The sequence below is a fragment of the Antarcticirhabdus aurantiaca genome (assembly GCF_009765365.1).
In the GTDB taxonomy this organism is placed as follows: Bacteria; Pseudomonadota; Alphaproteobacteria; order Rhizobiales; family Rhizobiaceae; genus Antarcticirhabdus; species Antarcticirhabdus aurantiaca.
Map to the genome: position 1 here is coordinate 1 of NZ_VTOM01000013.1, position 19,473 is coordinate 19,473.

The following is a 19,473-nucleotide window of genomic DNA, read 5'->3' on the forward strand; positions in this document are numbered from 1 at the left end:
GCGACAACGTGACGATGGACGTCAAGCTGATCGTTCCGATCGCGATGGAGGAGAAGCTGCGCTTCGCCATCCGCGAAGGCGGCCGCACCGTCGGCGCCGGCATCGTCGCCTCCATCGTCGAGTAAGAACCAAGCCGCTTGGAGCGAAGCGGCTTCGGACACCGGCGGCCAACCCCGCCGGTGTCCTTCTTGCCCTCCCGGAGGGCGGTTGGATCGGGGTGCTGCCGCGATCCGCATGAAACGGCTGCTGAGAAGACAAGCGCTCGGAGAAGCGCTGGGCACAGGCCCGCCACTCCGACGAGAGGATCATTGCAATGAACGGCCAGAATATCCGCATCCGCCTCAAAGCGTTCGATCACCGGGTCCTCGACGCCTCCACGCGCGAGATCGTGTCGACCGCCAAGCGCACGGGCGCCAACGTGCGCGGCCCCATTCCGCTGCCGACGCGGATCGAGAAGTTCACGGTCAACCGTTCGCCGCACATCGACAAGAAGTCGCGCGAGCAGTTCGAGATGCGCACCCACAAGCGCCTGCTCGACATCGTCGACCCGACCCCGCAGACCGTCGACGCTCTCATGAAGCTCGACCTCGCCGCGGGTGTCGACGTCGAGATCAAGCTCTAAGGAGCGTCACGAACCGAACGGGCCTCGGCTCCTAGGTTCCTCTGAAGGAAGAACGAACCAATGCGTTCAGGTGTGATAGCACAGAAGGTCGGCATGACCCGCGTCTACAACGACGCCGGCGAGCATGTTCCGGTCACCGTCCTGAAGGTCGAGAGCCTGCAGGTCGTCGGTCAGCGCACGAAGGAGAAGAACGGCTACACGGCCGTCCAGCTCGGCGCCGGCCTCGCCAAGGTCAAGAACACGTCCAAGTCCATGCGCGGCGTCTTCGCGCAGGCTTCCGTCGAGCCGAAGCGCAAGATCGTCGAGTTCCGCGTGTCCGACGACAACATGCTCGACGTCGGCGCCGAACTGACCGCCGAGCACTTCGTCGCCGGCCAAATGGTCGACGTGTCCGGCATCACGATCGGCAAGGGCTTCGCCGGCGCCATGAAGCGCCACAACTTCGGCGGCCTTCGCGCCACGCACGGCGTCTCGGTCTCCCACCGCTCGCACGGTTCGACCGGCCAGCGCCAGGATCCGGGCAAGGTCTTCAAGAACAAGAAGATGGCCGGTCACATGGGCCAGACCCGCGTGACCACCCAGAACCTCGAAGTCGTTCGCACCGACAGCGATCGCGGCCTGATCCTCATCCGCGGCGCCGTGCCGGGATCGAAGGGCGGCTGGATCGAGATCCGCGACGCCGTCAAGGTCGCGGCTCCGGCCAACGTGCCCAAGCCCGCCGGCCTGCGCCAGGCCAAGGCCGCGGCGACCACCACTGACGCGTCCGAGGGGGCGGAGTAATGGACATCAAGATCAAGACCCTCGACGGCACCGACGCCGGCACGGTCACGCTGAACGACGAGATCTTCGGTCTCGACCCGCGCGAGGACATCCTGCAGCGCATGGTGCGCTGGCAGCTGGCCAAGCGTCAGGCCGGCACGCACAAGATCAAGGGTCGCTCCGAGATCGCCCGCACCGGCGCCAAGATGTACCGGCAGAAGGGTACGGGCCGCGCCCGTCACTCGAGCGCCCGCGCTCCGCAGTTCCGCGGCGGCGGCAAGGCTCACGGTCCCGTGGTTCGCAGCCACGAGCACGACCTGCCGAAGAAGTTCCGGGCTCTCGCCCTGCGCCACGCGCTCTCGGCCAAGGCCAAGACCGACTCGATCGTCATCATCGACGAGCTGAAGTCGTCCGAGGCCAAGACCAAGGTCGTCGCCAAGGCCTTCGAGGGCCTCGGTCTCGCCAACGCGCTGATCATCGGCGGCGCGGAGATCGACGAGGGCTTCGCGCGCTCGGCTCGCAACATCGCTCAGATCGACGTCCTGCCGGTTCAGGGCATCAACGTGTACGACATCCTTCGCCGCCGGACGCTGGTCCTGTCCAAGGCCGCGGTCGAGGCCCTTGAGGAGCGGTTCAAATGACCGATGTGCGCCACTACGACGTCATCACCTCGCCGGTGATCACCGAAAAGTCGACGCTGCTCTCGGAGTCGAACCAGGTCGTCTTCAACGTTCCGAAGACCGCGTCGAAGCCCGAGATCAAGGCTGCCGTCGAAGCGCTGTTCGGCGTGAAGGTCACGGCAGTCAACACGCTCGTGCGCAAGGGCAAGGTGCGGCGCTTCCGCGGCCGTCCGGGCCGCCAGAGCGACCAGAAGAAGGCGATCGTGACGCTGGCCGACGGCCAGTCCATCGACGTCTCGACCGGTCTCTGATTTCGGCCGGAGGATTGGCACAATGGCACTGAAGAACTTCAAGCCGAACACGCCGAGCCAGCGCCAGCTGGTCATCGTCGACCGTTCGGAGCTCTACAAGGGCAAGCCGGTCAAGATGTTGACCGAGGGCCTACACTCCAAGGGCGGACGCAACAACCTCGGTCGCGTGACCGCCCGCTACCAGGGCGGCGGTCACAAGCGCACCTACCGCATGATCGACTTCAAGCGTCGCAAGCTCGACGTCGTCGGCACGGTGGAGCGCCTCGAGTACGATCCGAACCGCACGGCGTTCATCGCGCTGCTGAAGTACGAGGACGGCGAGCTCGCCTACATCCTCGCGCCGCAGCGCCTCGCCGTCGGCGACAAGGTCGTGTCGGGCCTGTCCGGCGTGGACGTGAAGCCGGGCAACGCGATGCCGCTCTCGGCAATCCCGGTCGGTACCATCATCCACAACGTGGAGATGAAGCCGCTCAAGGGTGGTCAGATCGCCCGCTCCGCCGGCGCCTACGCCCAGCTCGTCGGCCGCGATGCCGGCATGGCGATCCTGCGCCTGAACTCGGGCGAGCAGCGCCTGGTGCCGAGCTCCTGCTTCGCCACCGTCGGCGCCGTGTCGAACCCCGACCACGGCAACATCAACATCGGCAAGGCCGGCCGTTCGCGCTGGCTCGGCCGTCGCCCGCACGTCCGCGGCGTCGTGATGAACCCGGTCGACCACCCGCACGGCGGCGGCGAAGGCCGCACCTCGGGCGGCCGCCACCCGGTCACGCCGTGGGGCAAGCCGACCAAGGGCAAGAAGACCCGTCGGAACAAGTCCACCGACAAGTACATCATGCGCTCGCGCCACGAGCGGAAGAAGTAAGGGGTTTCCCAATGACACGTTCCGTCTGGAAGGGCCCGTTCGTCGATGGCTTCCTTCTCAAGAAGGCCGACAAGGTCCGTGGTGGTGGCCGCAACGAGGTGATCAAGATCTGGAGCCGTCGCTCCACGATCCTGCCCCAGTTCGTCGGCCTCACCTTCGGCGTCTACAACGGCAACAAGCACGTCCCGGTCTCGGTCAACGAGGACATGGTCGGACACAAGTTCGGCGAGTTCGCACCGACCCGCACCTATTACGGCCACGGCGCCGACAAGAAGGCGAAGAGGAAGTAACATGGGCAAGGCGAAGGGTGAACGTCAGCTGAAGGACAACGAGGCGAGGGCCGTCGCGCGCACGATCCGCGTGAGCCCTCAGAAGCTCAACCTCGTTGCGCAGCTGATCCGCGGCAAGAAGGTCGACCGCGCTCTCGCGGACCTGACCTTCTCGCGCAAGCGGATCGCCGAGACGGTGAAGAAGACGCTGGAAAGCGCGATCGCAAACGCCGAGAACAACCACGACCTGGACGTCGACTCGCTGGTCGTCGCCGAGGCTTTCGTCGGCAAGTCGATCACGATGAAGCGTTTCCATGCGCGGGGCCGCGGCCGGGCGAGCCGGGTGGAGAAGCCTTTCTCCCACCTGACGATCGTCGTCCGCGAGGTCGAAGAAGTCGAGGAGGCCGCCTGATGGGCCAGAAAGTCAATCCGATCGGCCTGCGTCTCGGCATCAACCGGACCTGGGACTCGCGCTGGTTCGCCAACACCGGCGAGTACGGCCAGCTCCTCCACGAGGATCTGAAGATCCGCAAGTACCTGCTCGACGAGCTCAAGCAGGCCGCGGTCTCCAAGATCGTCATCGAGCGCCCGCACAAGAAGTGCCGCGTCACGATCCACTCGGCTCGTCCGGGCATCGTGATCGGCAAGAAGGGCGCCGACATCGAGAAGCTTCGCAAGAAGCTCAACGCGCTGACCAACGCCGAGACGCACATCAACATCGTCGAGGTGCGCAAGCCGGAGATCGACGCGACGCTCGTCGCCCAGTCGATCGCCCAGCAGCTGGAGCGCCGCGTCGCGTTCCGCCGCGCCATGAAGCGCGCCGTCCAGTCGGCGATGCGCCTCGGCGCCGAAGGCATCCGCATCAACTGCGGCGGCCGTCTCGGCGGCGCGGAGATCGCGCGCACGGAGTGGTACCGCGAGGGCCGCGTTCCGCTGCACACGCTGCGCGCCGACATCGACTATGGCACGGCCGAGGCCGAGACCGCCTACGGCATCTGCGGCGTCAAGGTCTGGATCTTCAAGGGCGAGATCCTCGAGCACGATCCCATGGCGTCCGAGCGCCGCCAGGTCGAAGGCGAGGGTCAGGGCCATGGTGGTGGCGGCGGTCGCCGTCGCGACCACGCCTGACGCCTGAGTTTCGGAGACGAATGCAATGCTTCAGCCAAAGCGCACCAAATTCCGGAAGGCCTTCAAGGGGCGCATCCACGGCAATTCGAAGGGCGGCACCGAGCTGAACTTCGGCGGCTTCGGCCTCAAGGCCCTGGAGCCCGAGCGCGTCACCGCGCGGCAGATCGAGGCGGCCCGCCGCGCGATCACCCGCCAGATGAAGCGTCAGGGCCGCGTCTGGATCCGGATCTTCCCGGACCTCCCGGTCACCGCCAAGCCCACCGAAGTCCGCATGGGCAAGGGCAAGGGCGCGATCGAGTATTGGGCGGCCCGCGTCGCCCCCGGTCGCATCATGTTCGAGATCGACGGCGTCGACGAAGTCACCGCACGCGAGGCCCTGCGCCTCGGCGCAGCCAAGCTGCCGATCCGCACGCGCTTCATCCAGCGCATCGCAGAGTAAGGAGAGCGTGACGTGAAAGCTTCCGACGTCAAGTCCATGACCCAGGACGAACTCACCACGGAACTCGCCAAGCTGAAGAAGGAGCAGTTCAACCTCCGCTTCCAGCGGGCGACGGGCCAGCTCGAGAACACGTCGCGCTTCAAGGAAGTGCGCCGCGACATCGCCCGCATCAAGACGATCGCCCGCCAGAAGGCGTCGGCGGCTCAAGGCTGAGGTAGGACCATGCCCAAGCGCATCCTGCAGGGGACGGTGGTCTCCGACAAGAACGACAAGACGGTTGTGGTGCTGGTGGAGCGTCGCTTCACCCACCCGCTGTTCAAGAAGACCGTGCGCCGGTCGAAGAAGTACAAGGCCCACGACGAGTCCAACCAGTTCAAGGTCGGCGACGTCGTCTCCATCGAGGAGACCCGTCCGATCTCGAAGGACAAGAGCTGGATCGTCGTGTCAGGCGGCAACCAGGCCGCCTCGGCGTAAGGTGAAGACAAGGAGCGGGAGACGCGCTATAGGGCGCGATCCCGATTCCGAGAAGAGCTGTAAAGGCGACCTCACATGATTCAGATGCAAACAAACCTCGACGTCGCCGACAACTCGGGCGCTCGTCGTGTCATGTGCATCAAGGTTCTCGGCGGTTCCAAGCGGAAGTACGCCTCGGTCGGCGACATCATCGTCGTCTCGATCAAGGAAGCGATTCCGCGCGGACGCGTCAAGAAGGGCGATGTGATGAAGGCGGTGGTGGTTCGCACCGCGAAGGATATCCGTCGGGCCGACGGCTCGGTGATCCGGTTCGACCGGAACGCCGCCGTTCTGATCGACAACAAGAAAGAGCCGGTCGGCACCCGCATCTTCGGCCCGGTTCCCCGCGAGCTTCGCGGCAAGAACCACATGAAGATCGTTTCGCTGGCACCCGAAGTGCTGTAAGGAGCCGCGCGATGAACAAGATTCGCAAGGGCGACAAGGTCGTCGTGCTCGCCGGCAAGGACAAGGGCCGGCAGGGCGAGGTCGTCCAGGTGATGCCCAAGGACGACAAGGCCGTCGTGCGCGGCGTCAACATGGTCAAGCGCCACCAGCGCCAGACCGCCAGCCAGGAAGCGGGCATCGTTTCCAAGGAAGCTCCGATCCACCTGTCCAACATCGCCATCGTTCTCGGCGACGGCAAGGCGACGCGGGTCGGCATCAAGGTTCTCGAGGACGGGAAGAAGGTGCGCGTCGCCAAGCGCACCGGGGAGCAGATCGATGGCTGAGGCCACCTACGAGCCGCGCCTGAAGCGCGTTTATCGCGAGGAGATCCGCAAGGCCCTCCGCGAGCAGTTTGCCTACGGCAACGAGATGCAGGTTCCGCGTCTCGACAAGATCGTCATCAACATGGGCGTGGGCGAGGCCACGGGCGACTCGAAGAAGCCTTCGGTCGCCGCCGAGGACCTCGCGAAGATCGCTGGCCAGAAGCCGGTCATCACCCGCGCCCGCAACTCGATCGCGGGCTTCAAGGTCCGCGAGAACATGCCGATCGGCGCGAAGGTCACCCTGCGCAAGGATCGCATGTACGAGTTCATGGACCGCCTCGTTCAGATCGCGCTGCCGCGCGTTCGCGACTTCCGCGGCCTGAACCCCAAGAGCTTCGATGGCCGCGGCAACTTTGCCATGGGCATCAAGGAGCACATCGTTTTCCCCGAGATCAACTACGACAAGGTCGATCAGATGTGGGGAATGGACATCATCGTCTGCACGACGGCGAAGACCGACGACGAAGCCCGCGCCCTTCTGAAGGCGTTCAACTTCCCGTTCCGCCAGTAACGACAGGCGAGTAGAGGACACAAGGCCATGGCCAAGAAGGGCATGATCGAGAAGAACAAGCGGCGCGGGAAGCTGGTGGCGAAGTTCGCCTCCAAGCGCGCTGCCTTGAAGGCGATCACCACCAATGCCGACACGCCGATCGAGGAGCGCTTCAAGGCGCAGCTGCAGCTTGCGGCGCTTCCCCGGAACGGCTCGAAGGTTCGTGTGCGCAATCGCTGCGACGTGACCGGGCGCCCGCGCGCCTACTACCGCAAGCTCAAGATGAGCCGCATCGCGCTTCGCGAGCTTGGCAACAATGGCCAGATCCCTGGCCTGGTCAAGTCGAGCTGGTAAGGAGGATTCGCCATGTCTTTGTCCGATCCTCTGGGCGATATGCTCACCCGCATCCGCAACGCGGTCATGCGCAACAAGAATTCGGTCTCCACGCCGGCTTCGAAGCTGCGTGCCCGCGTGCTCGACGTCCTCAAGGACGAGGGCTACATCCGCGGCTACACGCAGACCGAGTTCGAGAACGGCAAGGCCGAGTTCGAAATCGAGTTGAAGTACTACGAGGGCACTCCGGTGATCCGTGAGATCGCCCGCGTCTCGAAGCCCGGCCGCCGGGTCTACGTGTCCGCCAAGACCATCCCGCAGGTCGCAAACGGTCTGGGCATTTCGGTGCTCTCCACGCCCAAGGGCGTGATGGCCGATCACAGCGCCCGCGAGCAGAACGTCGGCGGCGAGGTGCTCTGCCGCGTCTTCTGACGCTTCGGCAGGGCATCGCAACGCGACGAACGACAGGGTTTTGAGAGATGTCTCGTATTGGTAAGAAGCCGGTCGCGGTGCCGAGTGGCGTCACCGCCTCCGTCGACGGCAGGACCGTCAAGGCCAAGGGGCCGAAGGGCGAGCTTCAATTCGTCGTCAACGACGAAGTGCTCGTCAAGCTGGAGGACGGCGCGGTTCACGTCGATCCTCGCGATCAGTCCAAGGATGCCCGCTCCAAGTGGGGCATGTCGCGGACGATGATCTCCAACATCTTCTCGGGCGTCTCGAAGGGTTTCGAGAAGCGCCTCGAGATCAGCGGCGTCGGCTATCGTGCCGCGATGCAGGGCAAGAACCTGCAGCTCGCGCTCGGCTACAGCCACGACGTTGTCTATCAGGTGCCGGAAGGCATCACGGTCGCAGTGCCGAAGCCGACGGAGATCGTCGTGACCGGCATCGACAAGCAGCAGGTCGGTCAGGTCGCGGCGGAAATCCGCGAGTACCGCGGCCCGGAACCCTACAAGGGCAAGGGCGTGAAGTACGCGGGCGAGAAGATCGTCCGTAAGGAAGGCAAGAAGAAGTAAGGCACCCTCCCATGTCCAGCCCCAAGGAAGTCCGGCAGAAGCGCGCGTCGCGCATCCGCCGCGTCGTCAAGAAGGTGGCGAACGGGCGTCCGCGCTTGTCCGTCCACCGCTCTTCGAAGAACATCTACGCCCAGGTCATCGACGACGTGGAAGGCGTGACCCTCGCGGCCGCCTCCACGCTCGACGCCAACCTGCGCTCCAGCCTCAAGACCGGCGCGGACGTCGCGGCGGCGGCGGCCGTCGGCAAGCTCCTCGCCGAGCGCGCCAAGGCCGCCGGCGTGACGGACGTGGTCTTCGACCGCGGCTCGTTCATCTATCACGGCCGCGTCAAGGCCGTGGCCGAAGCGGCGCGCGAAGGCGGGCTCAACTTCTGATCCGTCGGGGTGGGCGGCGGGGTTTTCCGCGGCGCTCACCTGGTTTATAGCGACGCATCGAATAAGCGGCCCGGCGCAACGTCGCCTGGGCCGCTTTCGCCGGTTTCGACAGGCTCGAAACCATTCCCTGACGCCATCCGGAAAAGAACAAGGACAGGATCATGGCGCCCAGAAATGATCGCAACGATCGTGAGGATCGCGACGACGGCTTCGTCGACAAGCTGGTCCACATCAACCGCGTCGCCAAGGTGGTGAAGGGCGGCCGTCGCTTCGGCTTCGCCGCGCTCGTCGTCGTCGGCGACCTGAAGGGCCGCGTCGGCTTTGGTCACGGCAAGGCCCGCGAAGTGCCGGAAGCTATCCGAAAGGCGACGGAAGCCGCCAAGCGCGACCTGATCTTCGTGCCGCTGCGCGACGGTCGCACGCTGCACCACGACGTGTCGGGCCGCCATGGCGCCGGCAAGGTTCTGCTGCGCACGGCCGAGGCCGGTACCGGCATCATCGCCGGCGGTCCGATGCGCGCCGTCTTCGAGGCCGTCGGCATGCACGACGTCGTGGCGAAGTCGCTCGGCTCGTCGAACCCGTACAACATGGTTCGCGCCACCTTCGACGCGCTCAAGGTTTCGGCGCATCCCAAGGACGTCGCAGCTCGCCGCGGCATCAAGTACTCGACCCTGCAGTCTCGCCGCGCCAACGTCGTCGGCGCCGCCGCTGCGGCCGAGGAAGCGTGAGCCGAGGGGTAAGGGGACCAGTCATGGCCAAGACCGACACCGCCACGGGCAAGACGCTCACCGTCGAGCAGACCGGCAGCCCGATCCGCCGCCCCGTCGACCAGCGCCAGACGCTGATCGGCCTGGGCCTGAACAAGCTTCACCGTCGTCGCGTCCTCGAGGATACGCCGGCCGTTCGCGGCATGATCGCGAAGGTCAAGCACCTCGTCCGCGTCGTGGACGGCGCCTGAGCTTTTTCGAAGGATTGAACCGATGAAACTGAACGAGATCGCCGACAAGGACGGCGCGACCAAGGCCCGCAAGCGCATTGGCCGCGGCATCGGCTCCGGCTCGGGCAAGACCGGCGGGCGCGGCGTGAAGGGTCAGAAGGCGCGCTCGGGCGTTGCCATCAACGCCTTCGAGGGCGGCCAGATGCCGCTTTATCGCCGCCTGCCCAAGCGCGGCTTCACCAACATCTTCCGCCTCGAGTACAACATCGTCTCGGTCGGCAAGATCCAGGCCGCGATCGATGCGGGCCGGCTCGACGGCTCGGCCGCGATCGACATCGTCGCGCTTCAGGGCGCCGGCCTCGTCAACAAGGCCCGCGATGGCGTCCGCCTCCTCGGCGACGGCGATCTGACCGCGAAGGTCTCTATCACGGTCGACGGCGCGTCGAAGTCGGCCGTCGAGAAGGTCGAGAAGGCCGGCGGCGCCGTGTCGATCCTCGGCGAGACGAACGAGGCCCCGCAGGCCTGAGGGGTTTCGCCTCGCTTGCGGGCGAGGCGGCTCCCATCTATCTCTCGTGCTCCCTCGGGGGAGGGTGCTCGTGTTCCCGCCCCGGGGGATCGCCGCGTCTAGCGCCCGAGGGGTGTATCGCGGCGATCCCCGGGGCTTTCCGGAGATATTTCCGCCATGGCATCGGCTGCGGAACAACTCGCATCCAACTTGAACTTCGCAGCCTTTTCCAAGGCGACGGACCTCAAGAAGCGCATCTGGTTCACGCTGGGTGCGCTTATCGTGTACCGGCTGGGCACCTACATCCCCATGCCGGGAATCAATCCGGACGAGCTGGCGCGCGCCTTCGCGCAGCAGTCGACGGGCATCCTCGGCCTGTTCAACATGTTCGCCGGCGGCGCCGTCGGCCGCATGGCGATCTTCGCCCTCGGCATCATGCCGTACATCTCCGCTTCGATCATCATCCAGCTGATGACCTCGGTCGTCCCGTCGCTGGAAGCGCTGAAGAAGGAGGGCGAGCAGGGCCGCAAGGTCATCAACCAGTACACCCGCTACGGCACGGTGATTCTCGCGACCGTCCAGGCCTACGGCATCTCCGCCGGCCTCGAGACGCAGGGCAGCATCGTCGTCGATCCCGGGCTGTTCTTCCGCATCTCCAGCGTGATCACGCTGGTCGGCGGCACCATGTTCCTGATGTGGCTCGGCGAGCAGATCACCGCGCGCGGCATCGGCAACGGCATCTCGCTGATCATCTTCACGGGCATCGTGGCGAACCTGCCGGCCGCGCTGGCTCAGCTCCTTGAGCTCGGCCGCACGGGCGCTCTGTCGACCACCGTGATTCTCCTCGTCATGGTCGTCGCCGTCGTCTGCATCGCCGGCATCGTCTTCTTCGAGCGCGCCCAGCGGCGCCTGCTGATCCAATATCCGAAGCGCCAGGTCGGCAACCGGATGTTCCAGGGCGATACCTCGCACCTGCCGCTGAAGCTCAACACCGCGGGCGTCATCCCGCCGATCTTCGCGTCCTCGCTCCTGCTCCTGCCGGTGACGATCGCGAACTTCACCGACACGACTCAGCTGCCGGGATGGGCGAGCGCGATCATCACCGCGCTCGGGCATGGTCAGCCGCTCTACATGGCGCTCTACGCGCTGATGATCGGCTTCTTCGCCTTCTTCTACACCGCTGTCGTCTTCAACCCGAAGGAAACGGCGGACAATCTCAAGAAGCATGGCGGTTTCATCCCGGGTATCCGCCCGGGCGAGCGGACCGCGGAATACATCGATTACGTTCTGACCCGTATCACCGTCGTCGGCGCGATCTATCTGGTGATCATCTGTCTTCTGCCCGAGTTCCTCATCTCGGCCGTCGGCATTCCGTTCTATCTTGGCGGAACGTCGCTCTTGATTGTCGTGTCCGTCACGATGGACACTGTCGCGCAGGTGCAGGGCCATCTCCTGGCGCACCAGTATGAGGGCCTCGTCAAGAAGGCGAAGCTGCGTGGAGGGAGACGGGGAGGACGATGAGACTGATTCTTCTGGGACCGCCGGGGGCGGGCAAGGGCACGCAGGCGCAGCGCCTCGTGGAGAAGCACGGAATACCCCAGCTTTCCACGGGCGACATGCTCCGCGCCGCCGTCGCGGCGCAGACGGAGATCGGCAAGCGAGCCCAGGCCGTCATGGATGCGGGCCAGCTCGTGTCGGACGAGATCGTCATCGGCATCGTGTCGGACCGAATCGACGAGCCTGATGCCCGGAAGGGTTTCATCCTCGACGGCTTTCCGCGCACGCTGGCGCAGGCCGAAGCCCTCGACGCACTCCTGGCCGCCAAGAACATCAAGCTCGACGCGGTGATCGAGTTCGTGGTGGACGAGGAGGCGCTGATCGGACGCATCGCCAAGCGTGCGGCCGAAACCGAGGCGAGGGGTTTGCCGGTCCGAAAGGACGACAATCCCGACGTGTTCCGGCGCCGCCTCGACGAGTTCCGGGCCCAGACCGCGGCGGTCGCGCCGTTCTACAGGGCGCGCGGTCTCGTCAGGAAGATCGACGGCATGGCTCCGATCGAGCACGTCGCCGAGGAAATCGACAGCCTTCTCGAAAAGGCCTGAGCCCGGCGGCTCCGGTTGACTCGTCGGAGCTCGCCCCATATATGTCGCGCCACTTCGTTAATTGATGCGATCGGCGCGGCTTCGCTGATGTGAAGTCGGGGCCGGTCGCGTATGCGCTTCTGGCTCCGCTTGTTCAAGGAACAGGGCCGCGGCGCCCGATTGAAAGCAGGAGTTTCGTTGTGGCCCGTATCGCTGGCGTCAACATCCCCACCAACAAGCGCGTCGTGATCGCGCTGCAGTACATCCACGGCATCGGTCCCCGGTTCGCCCAGGAGATCATGGAAAAGGTCAAGCTCGCGGCCGAGCGTCGCGTGAACGATCTGACCGACGCCGAGGTCCTGCAGATCCGCGAGATCATCGATCGCGACTATCAGGTCGAGGGCGATCTGCGCCGCGAGACCGCGATGAACATCAAGCGTCTGATGGACCTCGGCTGTTACCGCGGCCTGCGCCATCGTCGCGGCCTGCCGGTGCGCGGCCAGCGCACCCACACCAACGCCCGCACCCGCAAGGGTCCGGCGAAGGCGATCGCCGGCAAGAAGAAGTAATCCGCGTAAGCGGGTTCGGCCGGGCAGGGCGCTTCGAGCCCCGCCCGGCTTTTCGCCGTTTGCGGGCAAGCCGCGGGCGGTCAGGTGGAGCCGCCGGCGTTACGGCGGTGTCGATATCCAAGGGAAAGAAGAATGGCCAAGGAAGTCCAGCGCGTTCGCCGCCGCGAGCGCAAGAACATCACGTCCGGCGTCGCCCACGTGAACTCCTCCTTCAACAACACGCTGATCACGATCACGGATGCCCAGGGCAACGCGATCGCCTGGTCGTCGGCCGGCTCGCAGGGCTTCAAGGGCTCGCGCAAGTCGACGCCCTTCGCCGCTCAGATCGCGGCCGAGGATGCGGCGAAGAAGGCGCAGGAACACGGCATGCGCACCCTCGAGGTCGAGGTTTGCGGCCCGGGCTCCGGCCGTGAGTCGGCGCTCCGCGCCCTCCAGGCCGCCGGCTTTACGATCACGTCGATCCGCGACGTGACGCCGATCCCGCACAACGGCGTGCGTCCGCGCAAGAAGCGCCGCGTCTGAGCGCTGCTCGCTCTCTTCGATTCACGACATAACCGGCGCGGCGATCCCGTCGCGCCGGCTGGGCGGCTGGGACCGCCCGTTCTCAGATCCATCGCCACGATTGGATGGTGGCGAGGTAACTGAAAGGCCAATGCCATGATCGCCAGCAACTGGCAGAATCTCACCAAGCCGAACCAGGTCGTCTTCAAGGGCGATGGTCGCACCAAGGCGTCGCTCGTCGCGGAGCCCCTGGAGCGCGGTTTCGGCCTCACCCTCGGCAACGCGCTTCGCCGCGTTCTCCTGTCGTCGCTCCAGGGCGCGGCCGTCACCGCCGTCCAGATCGACGGCGTCCTTCACGAGTTCTCCTCGATCGCGGGCGTCCGCGAGGACGTCACGGACATCGTCCTCAACGTCAAGGAAATCGCCATTCGCATGCAGGGCGAAGGCCCGAAGCGCATGGTGGTCCGCAAGCAGGGTCCCGGCGTTGTCACCGCCGGCGACATTCAGACGGTCGGCGACATCGAGGTCCTCAACCCCGAGCATGAGATCTGCACCCTCGACGAGGGCGCCGAGATCCGCATGGAGTTCACCGTCAACACCGGCAAGGGCTATGTCCCCGCCGACCAGAACCGCGCCGAGGATGCGCCGATCGGGCTGATCCCGGTTGACTCGCTGTTCTCGCCGGTCAAGAAGGTGTCCTACAAAGTCGAGAACACCCGCGAGGGTCAGGACCTGAACAAGGACAAGCTGACCATGCAGATCGAGACCGACGGCTCGATCTCGGGCGAGGACGCCGTGGCCTACGCCGCGCGCATCCTTCAGGACCAGCTCTCGGTCTTCGTCAACTTCGAGGAGCCGCAGCGCGAGACCCGCGGCGGGCAGGCAAGCGACGAGCAGATCGCCGAGCTCGCCTTCAACCCGGCGCTCCTCAAGAAGGTCGACGAGCTGGAGCTTTCGGTTCGCTCGGCGAACTGCCTGAAGAACGACAACATCGTCTATATCGGCGACCTGATCCAGAAGACCGAGGCGGAGATGCTGCGCACTCCGAACTTCGGCCGCAAGTCGCTGAACGAGATCAAGGAGGTTCTCGCCTCCATGGGTCTCCACCTCGGAATGGAAGTCGCCGCCTGGCCGCCGGAGAATATCGACGACCTCGCCAAGCGCTTCGAGGATCAGTACTGATCCCTCACCGACCTGATCCGTCGCCGGTTCGCCGGCGGCGGGTCGCGCATGATGCAGCAATGATTCAAAGGCACATGGCTCCCGGTTCCACGGGATAGCGAGGATGCCGAACGCCGGGTTCGCCCGGTTCTTTTTCGAGAGGACAACACCCATGCGTCACGGAAGCCGCGGCCGTAAACTCAACCGCACGCACGAGCACCGCAAGGCGCTCTTCGCCAACATGGCGGCCTCGCTCATCATCCACGAGCAGATCGTCACCACGCTGCCGAAGGCCAAGGACCTGCGTCCGGTCGTCGAGAAGCTCGTCACCCTCGGCAAGCGCGGCGATCTCCACGCCCGCCGTCAGGCGATTTCGAAGGTTCGCAACGAGACCGTCGTCAAGAAGCTCTTCGACGTCATCGCCACGCGCTACGCCGATCGCAACGGCGGCTACACCCGCGTCCTCAAGGCCGGCTTCCGCCGGGGCGACAACGCGCCGCTCGGCGTGATCGAGTTCGTCGACCGCGATGTCGATGCCCGCGGCGCCATCGACCGCGCCCGCGTCGAGGCCGAGGCTGCCGACTCCGCCGAGTGAGGCATTCGCCCGACCGGCACTGCGAGACGTTTAAGGGGCCTGTGGGCCCCTTTTTCATGTCCGCTGGATCGAATCCGGCGGGAGCATAGATGCCGCGCGTCGAACGACGCCGAGGACCCATGAGCGATCTCGTACTTCTCACCGGCGCATCCGGCTTCATCGCCAAGCACGTTGCGCTGGACCTGCTGACGTCGGGCTATCGGGTGCGGGGCACGCTACGCAACCTGGATCGGTCCGACGAGGTGCATGCCGCGCTTCTCGAGGCGGGCGGCGATACGACGCGTCTGGAGTTCGTCCGGGCTGACCTGGGAGGTGATGCCGGCTGGGCCGACGCTGCCGCCGGCTGCCGCTTCCTTGTTCACACCGCCTCGCCCTTTCCGGCTCGGCAGCCGCGCGACCGCTTCGGCCTTGTCCCGGTCGCGAGGGACGGGGCGTTGCGGGCCGTCGGTGCTGCCCTCCGAGCGGGTGCCGAGCGGATCGTCCTGACGTCGTCCGTCGTCGCCGTGTACCTCGGTCACGAGAGCCGTGCCGACCACGTCTGGTCGGAGCGCGACTGGTCGAATGTCGACGGGCCGGGTGCCCATGCCTACGGCGTGTCCAAGACGGAGGCCGAGCGCGCCGCTTGGGCGGCAGTCGAGGCCGCCGGCGGGGCTATGGTCGCGGTCAATCCGGCGCTGGTTCTCGGACCGCTGCTGGATCGACGCACGGGTACGTCGGCGGACGTCGTCGCCATGATGATGCGGGGCGTCATGCCCGCCGTCCCCGCCGTGTCCTTCGGCATCGTCGACGTGCGGGACGTGGCGCGGGCGCACGTGGCGGCGCTCACGGCCACCGATGCGGTCGGGCATCGCTTCATCCTGTCAGGAGGGACGCGAAGCCTCCTGCAACTCGGAGCCGGGATTGCGCGGGCTGAGCCGGCCTATCGGCGCCGCGTGCCGCGATTCGCGCTTCCGGATGCGCTCGTTCGCGCAGCCGCCGCGGTGATTCCCTCGGTGCGGACGCTCGTTCCCGATCTCGGCCGAGGCAAGCAGTTCGATACGGCACCGGCGGAGACGATCCTCGGCCTGCGCTTCCGTCCGCCGGAGGAGGCGATCGCCGCCATGGCGAAGAGCCTCCGGCGGTTTCGAATCGTGTGAGTCCCTATCCACCCGGTGGTGCATTGCTGCAACAGCGGCGACACACGCCTGAAACGGCTGCCGTGCTTAAGTCCTGATTAGAAATCGAGGACTAAATTGCAGGGAGTTGGAGCCAGCCTGTTGCTTGGCAGCAATAGCGTCCGGTCTCGACCCATGCAAAACGGCCAGCGTCTTGCAGAGCACAACGGGAATCGCAGCGCACCGCCTGAAACTTTCAGCGATGCCGCGCGTTTCCGGGACCAAGCGAGGGACGCTGCCGCGCATGAAAATGTGGCGGAAGTAATGCAGATCGAGATCCAGATGAACGATGCGACGAATACCCACGCCGGTGCGCAGTTTTCGCTCCGCCGGACGGTCCTGACCCTGCTCGGCGCCATGGGCGCCTTCGCGGTCATGATCGCGAGCTATGCCACGGCGGAGCTGCCGGCGAACGCCGCGACGCAGTCGGGCATCGAGACTGTTTCGACCCGCTGAGGTCCACCTCCCGCCGAATGGCGGGTGACGGAAACGAGCAGGGGGCTGATCGGCCCCTTTTTTGTTGAGCCGGCCTGATCTACTCCAGCGTTCGTCGCGGGCGACGAGACCGAGGAGAGGCGCTTGACGAAGATGAAGCGGACGGCGGGCATCGTTGTCCTGGCGATCGCAGCCGGAACGGCGGCCGGGGCGGCGACGCAGCTCTTCAGCGGCAGTTCCCGCCCGGCCGACACGGCCGAGACGCCGGCTCGCCTGGCCCAGGCTGCGCCGAATGCGGCGCCTGCGCCCAGCGTGCCCGTCCCGGCGGAGCCGGTGCCGCTCGGTCAGCCCGGCGGCTTGCCGAGCCCGAGCGTTCCACAGAGCCAGGCACAGATCGACCTGAGCTTCGCGCCGCTCGTGCGCCAGACGGCGCCGGCAGTCGTCAACGTCTATGCCGCGCGCGCCGCTCCGCAGCGCCGCTCGCCTTTCGCCGACGACCCCTTCTTCGGCCGCTTCTTCGACCAGGACGGGCGTCCGCCGCGCCTGCAGTCCTCGCTCGGCTCCGGCGTGATCGTCACGCCCGACGGCCTCGTCATCACCAACAACCACGTCGTCGAGAACGCCGACGAGGTGAAGGTCGCCTTCGCCGACGGGCGCGAGTTCGAGTGCGAGATCGTCTCGCGCGACGACAAGGTGGATCTGGCCGTCTTGCGCATCCGCGGACCCGGCCCGTTTCCCGTGCTTCCGCTCGGCAATTCCGACGAGGCTCAGATCGGCGACCTCGTGCTCGCCATCGGCAATCCCTTCGGCATCGGCCAGACCGTCACCAACGGCATCGTCTCGGCGCTCGCGCGCACCCATGTCGGCGTCAACGATTTCGGCTTCTTCATCCAGACCGACGCGGCCATCAATCCCGGCAATTCGGGCGGCGCGCTCATCGACATGAAGGGGCGGCTGATCGGCGTGAACACGGCGATCTTCTCGCGCTCCGGCGGCTCCAACGGCATCGGATTCGCCATTCCCTCCAACATGGTCCGCGCCTTCGTGCAGGCGGCCGAGAGCGGCAACGCCTTCGAGCGGCCGTTCATCGGCGCCTCGTTCCTGCCGGTCACGCCCGACATCGCCGGTGCGCTCGGGCTCGATCGTCCGACCGGTGCGCTGGTGCAAGGCATGCTGTCCGGCGGACCGGCGGAGGCGGCGGGCATCGAAGTCGGCGACGTCGTCATGGCCATGAACGGCGTCCCCATCGAGAATCCGGACGCGCTCGGCTATCGGCTCGCGACGGCCGGCATCGGAACCACCGTCGAGGTCGAGGTCCTGCGTCGCGATGCGCGCCAGACACTGTCGCTGAAGCTCGACGCCGCGCCCGAGGTGCCGCCGCGCGACGGTCGACGGCTGGCGGGCCGCACGCCGTTCTCGGGGCTCGAGATCGCCAACCTGTCGCCGAAGCTCGCGGGCGAACTCGACATGCCGCAGGACGCGACCGGCGTCGTGGTGGTCGGCGTGGTGCGCGGCTCCTTCGCCGACCGCTTCGGCTTCGCGCCGGGCGACGTGATCCTGTCGCTGAACGGCGAGCCCGTCGAATCGACGGCCGCGCTGGAATCCACCCTTGCCGACTCGCCGCCCGGCTGGACCTTCGAGGTTCGGCGCGGCGATCAGGTCTTCGCTCAACGGGTGCGCTGAGCCATGGCGTCCGACCTCTTCGGCGATGCGCCGCGACAAGCGCCGGAGCGGGCCACGCGCAGCAGCGCCGCGTCGGACGCCGCACGGCCGCTGGCCGACCGCCTGCGCCCGGCGGCTCTGGCCGACGTCGTCGGGCAGGAGCACCTGACGGGCGAGGGCGGCGTCCTGTCTCGGATGCTGGAGGCCGGCAGCCTCGGCTCGATGATCTTCTGGGGGCCGCCCGGCACCGGCAAGACGACCGTTGCGCGGCTTCTCGCCGGCGAGGTCGGCTACGCCTTCGAGCAGATCTCGGCGATTTTCTCCGGGGTCGCCGACCTGAAGAAGGTTTTCGAGGCTGCAAGGCTGCGGCGCGACAACGGGCGGCGCACGCTGCTCTTCGTCGACGAGATCCACCGCTTCAACCGGGCGCAGCAGGACTCCTTCCTTCCCGTCATGGAGGACGGAACCGTCACGCTCGTCGGAGCGACGACGGAGAACCCGTCCTTCGAGTTGAACGCGGCGCTGCTCAGCCGCGCCCGCGTCTTGACCTTCCGGTCCCACGATGCCGACAGTCTCGCCCGCCTCTTGGAGCGGGCCGAAGCCGCGGAGAAGCGCCCGCTGCCGCTCGACGATGCCGCGCGTGCCGCGCTGATCCGCATGGCGGACGGCGACGGTCGCGCGATCCTGACGCTGGCCGAGGAGGTCTGGCGCGCCGGGCGGCCCGGCGAGATCTTCGACGCCGCCGCCCTGTCGGAGATCGTCCAGCGCCGCGCGCCGATCTACGACAAGGGCCAGGACGGGCACTACAACTTCATCTCGGCCCTGCACAAATCCGTCCGAGGATCGGATCCGGACGCGGCGCTCTATTGGCTCTGCCGGATGCTGGACGCCGGCGAGGACCCGCTGTTCCTCGGCCGCCGCCTCGTCCGCATGGCCTCCGAGGACATCGGTCTCGCCGACCCGCAGGCGCTGACCGTCGCACTCGCGGCCAAGGATGCCTACGACTACCTCGGCTCACCCGAGGGCGAGCTCGCCCTGGCGGAGGCGACCGTCTATCTCGCCACCGCGCCGAAGTCGAACGCGGTCTACGTCGCCTACAAGGCCGCCATGCGGGCGGCGAAGGAGAGCGGCTCGCTGCTTCCCCCCAAAGTCATCCTCAACGCGCCGACCAAGCTGATGAAGGACGAGGGCTACGGGACGGGCTACGCCTACGACCACGACGCGCCCGACGCGTTTTCCGGCCAGAACTACTTTCCCGACGGCATGGAGCGCCCGAGCTTCTACCGCCCGACCGAGCGCGGCCTTGAGGTGCGCCTCGGCGAGCGGCTGCAGCGCTGGAGCCAGCTGCGCGCCGAGCGCAACCGCGGGCGCTGAGC

32 protein-coding genes are annotated in these 19,473 nt (G+C 66.5%); all 32 read left to right on the forward strand.

The annotated features are described in order from the left end of the window. Positions 1-125, forward strand: a 125-nt coding sequence (locus tag FZN60_RS15745) for an EF-Tu C-terminal domain-related protein (RefSeq protein WP_500786075.1), incomplete at its 5' end; no start/stop codon positions are given. A gap of 188 nt (positions 126-313) precedes the next feature. Then, positions 314-622, forward strand: a complete 309-nt coding sequence (rpsJ, locus tag FZN60_RS15750; RefSeq protein ID WP_007066362.1) for a 30S ribosomal protein S10 — start codon at positions 314-316, stop codon at positions 620-622. Positions 623-682: 60 nt separating this feature from the next. Further along, positions 683-1,402 carry a 50S ribosomal protein L3 gene (gene rplC / locus FZN60_RS15755; RefSeq protein ID WP_158874459.1) on the forward strand — a complete coding sequence of 240 codons (720 nt, stop codon included), beginning with the start codon at positions 683-685 and terminating at the stop codon, positions 1,400-1,402. Then, on the forward strand, positions 1,402-2,022 hold the full coding sequence (gene rplD, locus FZN60_RS15760) for a 50S ribosomal protein L4 (RefSeq protein WP_158874460.1): 621 nt from the start codon (positions 1,402-1,404) through the stop codon (positions 2,020-2,022). Before rplC ends, rplD begins: the two co-directional genes overlap by 1 nt. After that, positions 2,019-2,312, forward strand: a complete 294-nt coding sequence (locus FZN60_RS15765) for a 50S ribosomal protein L23 (RefSeq protein ID WP_158874461.1) — start codon at positions 2,019-2,021, stop codon at positions 2,310-2,312. Before rplD ends, FZN60_RS15765 begins: the two co-directional genes overlap by 4 nt. 22 nt (positions 2,313-2,334) lie before the next feature. Then, complete coding sequence (gene rplB, locus FZN60_RS15770; protein ID WP_158874462.1) at positions 2,335-3,171, forward strand: 50S ribosomal protein L2; 837 nt, start codon at positions 2,335-2,337, stop codon at positions 3,169-3,171. Positions 3,172-3,182: 11 nt separating this feature from the next. Then, complete coding sequence (gene rpsS, locus FZN60_RS15775) at positions 3,183-3,461, forward strand: 30S ribosomal protein S19 (RefSeq protein WP_158874463.1); 279 nt, start codon at positions 3,183-3,185, stop codon at positions 3,459-3,461. A gap of 1 nt (position 3,462) precedes the next feature. Next, on the forward strand, positions 3,463-3,852 hold the full coding sequence (gene rplV / locus FZN60_RS15780) for a 50S ribosomal protein L22 (protein ID WP_158874464.1): 390 nt from the start codon (positions 3,463-3,465) through the stop codon (positions 3,850-3,852). Next, on the forward strand, positions 3,852-4,568 hold the full coding sequence (rpsC, locus tag FZN60_RS15785; RefSeq protein WP_158874465.1) for a 30S ribosomal protein S3: 717 nt from the start codon (positions 3,852-3,854) through the stop codon (positions 4,566-4,568). Before rplV ends, rpsC begins: the two co-directional genes overlap by 1 nt. 25 nt (positions 4,569-4,593) lie before the next feature. Continuing rightward, positions 4,594-5,007 (forward strand): 50S ribosomal protein L16, encoded by a 414-nt coding sequence (gene rplP, locus FZN60_RS15790; RefSeq protein WP_158874466.1) that lies wholly within the window; start codon positions 4,594-4,596, stop codon positions 5,005-5,007. Positions 5,008-5,019: 12 nt separating this feature from the next. Continuing rightward, positions 5,020-5,220 (forward strand): 50S ribosomal protein L29, encoded by a 201-nt coding sequence (gene rpmC, locus FZN60_RS15795; protein WP_158874467.1) that lies wholly within the window; start codon positions 5,020-5,022, stop codon positions 5,218-5,220. A gap of 9 nt (positions 5,221-5,229) precedes the next feature. Beyond that, complete coding sequence (gene rpsQ / locus FZN60_RS15800) at positions 5,230-5,481, forward strand: 30S ribosomal protein S17 (protein ID WP_158874468.1); 252 nt, start codon at positions 5,230-5,232, stop codon at positions 5,479-5,481. A 75-nt stretch (positions 5,482-5,556) separates the two neighbouring features. Further along, positions 5,557-5,925, forward strand: a complete 369-nt coding sequence (gene rplN, locus FZN60_RS15805) for a 50S ribosomal protein L14 (protein WP_158874469.1) — start codon at positions 5,557-5,559, stop codon at positions 5,923-5,925. An 11-nt stretch (positions 5,926-5,936) separates the two neighbouring features. Next, positions 5,937-6,248, forward strand: coding sequence for a 50S ribosomal protein L24 (gene rplX, locus FZN60_RS15810; RefSeq protein WP_158874470.1), 312 nt, complete (start codon positions 5,937-5,939; stop codon positions 6,246-6,248). Next, positions 6,241-6,798, forward strand: coding sequence for a 50S ribosomal protein L5 (gene rplE, locus FZN60_RS15815; RefSeq protein ID WP_158874471.1), 558 nt, complete (start codon positions 6,241-6,243; stop codon positions 6,796-6,798). Before rplX ends, rplE begins: the two co-directional genes overlap by 8 nt. A 27-nt stretch (positions 6,799-6,825) precedes the next feature. Further along, positions 6,826-7,131 carry a 30S ribosomal protein S14 gene (gene rpsN / locus FZN60_RS15820; protein WP_158874472.1) on the forward strand — a complete coding sequence of 102 codons (306 nt, stop codon included), beginning with the start codon at positions 6,826-6,828 and terminating at the stop codon, positions 7,129-7,131. Positions 7,132-7,143: 12 nt separating this feature from the next. Further along, the gene (gene rpsH / locus FZN60_RS15825; protein WP_158874473.1) at positions 7,144-7,542 is read left to right on the forward strand and encodes a 30S ribosomal protein S8; all 399 of its coding nucleotides are present in this window, start codon (positions 7,144-7,146) and stop codon (positions 7,540-7,542) included. 47 nt (positions 7,543-7,589) lie between these two features. Beyond that, entirely contained in the window at positions 7,590-8,123 is a 534-nt protein-coding gene (rplF, locus tag FZN60_RS15830; RefSeq protein WP_158874474.1) for a 50S ribosomal protein L6, read from the forward strand. Between the two features lie 11 nt (positions 8,124-8,134). Next, positions 8,135-8,497, forward strand: coding sequence for a 50S ribosomal protein L18 (gene rplR, locus FZN60_RS15835; protein WP_158874475.1), 363 nt, complete (start codon positions 8,135-8,137; stop codon positions 8,495-8,497). Between the two features lie 161 nt (positions 8,498-8,658). Further along, entirely contained in the window at positions 8,659-9,225 is a 567-nt protein-coding gene (rpsE, locus tag FZN60_RS15840) for a 30S ribosomal protein S5 (RefSeq protein ID WP_158874476.1), read from the forward strand. A gap of 23 nt (positions 9,226-9,248) precedes the next feature. Further along, on the forward strand, positions 9,249-9,455 hold the full coding sequence (rpmD, locus tag FZN60_RS15845; protein ID WP_158874477.1) for a 50S ribosomal protein L30: 207 nt from the start codon (positions 9,249-9,251) through the stop codon (positions 9,453-9,455). Between the two features lie 22 nt (positions 9,456-9,477). Then, positions 9,478-9,960: a 50S ribosomal protein L15 gene (rplO, locus tag FZN60_RS15850; protein WP_158874478.1), complete on the forward strand. Its 483-nt coding sequence runs from the start codon at positions 9,478-9,480 to the stop codon at positions 9,958-9,960. 156 nt (positions 9,961-10,116) lie between these two features. Continuing rightward, positions 10,117-11,460, forward strand: coding sequence for a preprotein translocase subunit SecY (gene secY / locus FZN60_RS15855; RefSeq protein ID WP_158874479.1), 1,344 nt, complete (start codon positions 10,117-10,119; stop codon positions 11,458-11,460). Further along, positions 11,457-12,041 carry an adenylate kinase gene (locus tag FZN60_RS15860; RefSeq protein ID WP_158874480.1) on the forward strand — a complete coding sequence of 195 codons (585 nt, stop codon included), beginning with the start codon at positions 11,457-11,459 and terminating at the stop codon, positions 12,039-12,041. The genes secY and FZN60_RS15860 overlap by 4 nt, the downstream gene beginning before the upstream one ends. A gap of 179 nt (positions 12,042-12,220) precedes the next feature. After that, positions 12,221-12,589 (forward strand): 30S ribosomal protein S13, encoded by a 369-nt coding sequence (rpsM, locus tag FZN60_RS15865; RefSeq protein ID WP_158874481.1) that lies wholly within the window; start codon positions 12,221-12,223, stop codon positions 12,587-12,589. A gap of 132 nt (positions 12,590-12,721) precedes the next feature. Then, positions 12,722-13,111, forward strand: coding sequence for a 30S ribosomal protein S11 (gene rpsK, locus FZN60_RS15870; protein ID WP_158874482.1), 390 nt, complete (start codon positions 12,722-12,724; stop codon positions 13,109-13,111). Between the two features lie 135 nt (positions 13,112-13,246). Beyond that, the gene (locus FZN60_RS15875; protein WP_158874483.1) at positions 13,247-14,272 is read left to right on the forward strand and encodes a DNA-directed RNA polymerase subunit alpha; all 1,026 of its coding nucleotides are present in this window, start codon (positions 13,247-13,249) and stop codon (positions 14,270-14,272) included. Between the two features lie 151 nt (positions 14,273-14,423). Beyond that, complete coding sequence (rplQ, locus tag FZN60_RS15880) at positions 14,424-14,846, forward strand: 50S ribosomal protein L17 (protein ID WP_158874484.1); 423 nt, start codon at positions 14,424-14,426, stop codon at positions 14,844-14,846. 119 nt (positions 14,847-14,965) lie between these two features. Further along, entirely contained in the window at positions 14,966-15,982 is a 1,017-nt protein-coding gene (locus tag FZN60_RS15885) for an NAD-dependent epimerase/dehydratase family protein (RefSeq protein ID WP_158874485.1), read from the forward strand. A 282-nt stretch (positions 15,983-16,264) separates the two neighbouring features. After that, positions 16,265-16,456: a hypothetical protein gene (locus tag FZN60_RS15890; RefSeq protein WP_158874486.1), complete on the forward strand. Its 192-nt coding sequence runs from the start codon at positions 16,265-16,267 to the stop codon at positions 16,454-16,456. 132 nt (positions 16,457-16,588) lie between these two features. Further along, positions 16,589-18,118, forward strand: a complete 1,530-nt coding sequence (locus FZN60_RS15895; protein ID WP_158874617.1) for a DegQ family serine endoprotease — start codon at positions 16,589-16,591, stop codon at positions 18,116-18,118. Between the two features lie 3 nt (positions 18,119-18,121). Beyond that, complete coding sequence (locus tag FZN60_RS15900; protein ID WP_158874487.1) at positions 18,122-19,471, forward strand: replication-associated recombination protein A; 1,350 nt, start codon at positions 18,122-18,124, stop codon at positions 19,469-19,471. Positions 19,472-19,473: the final 2 nt, after the last annotated feature.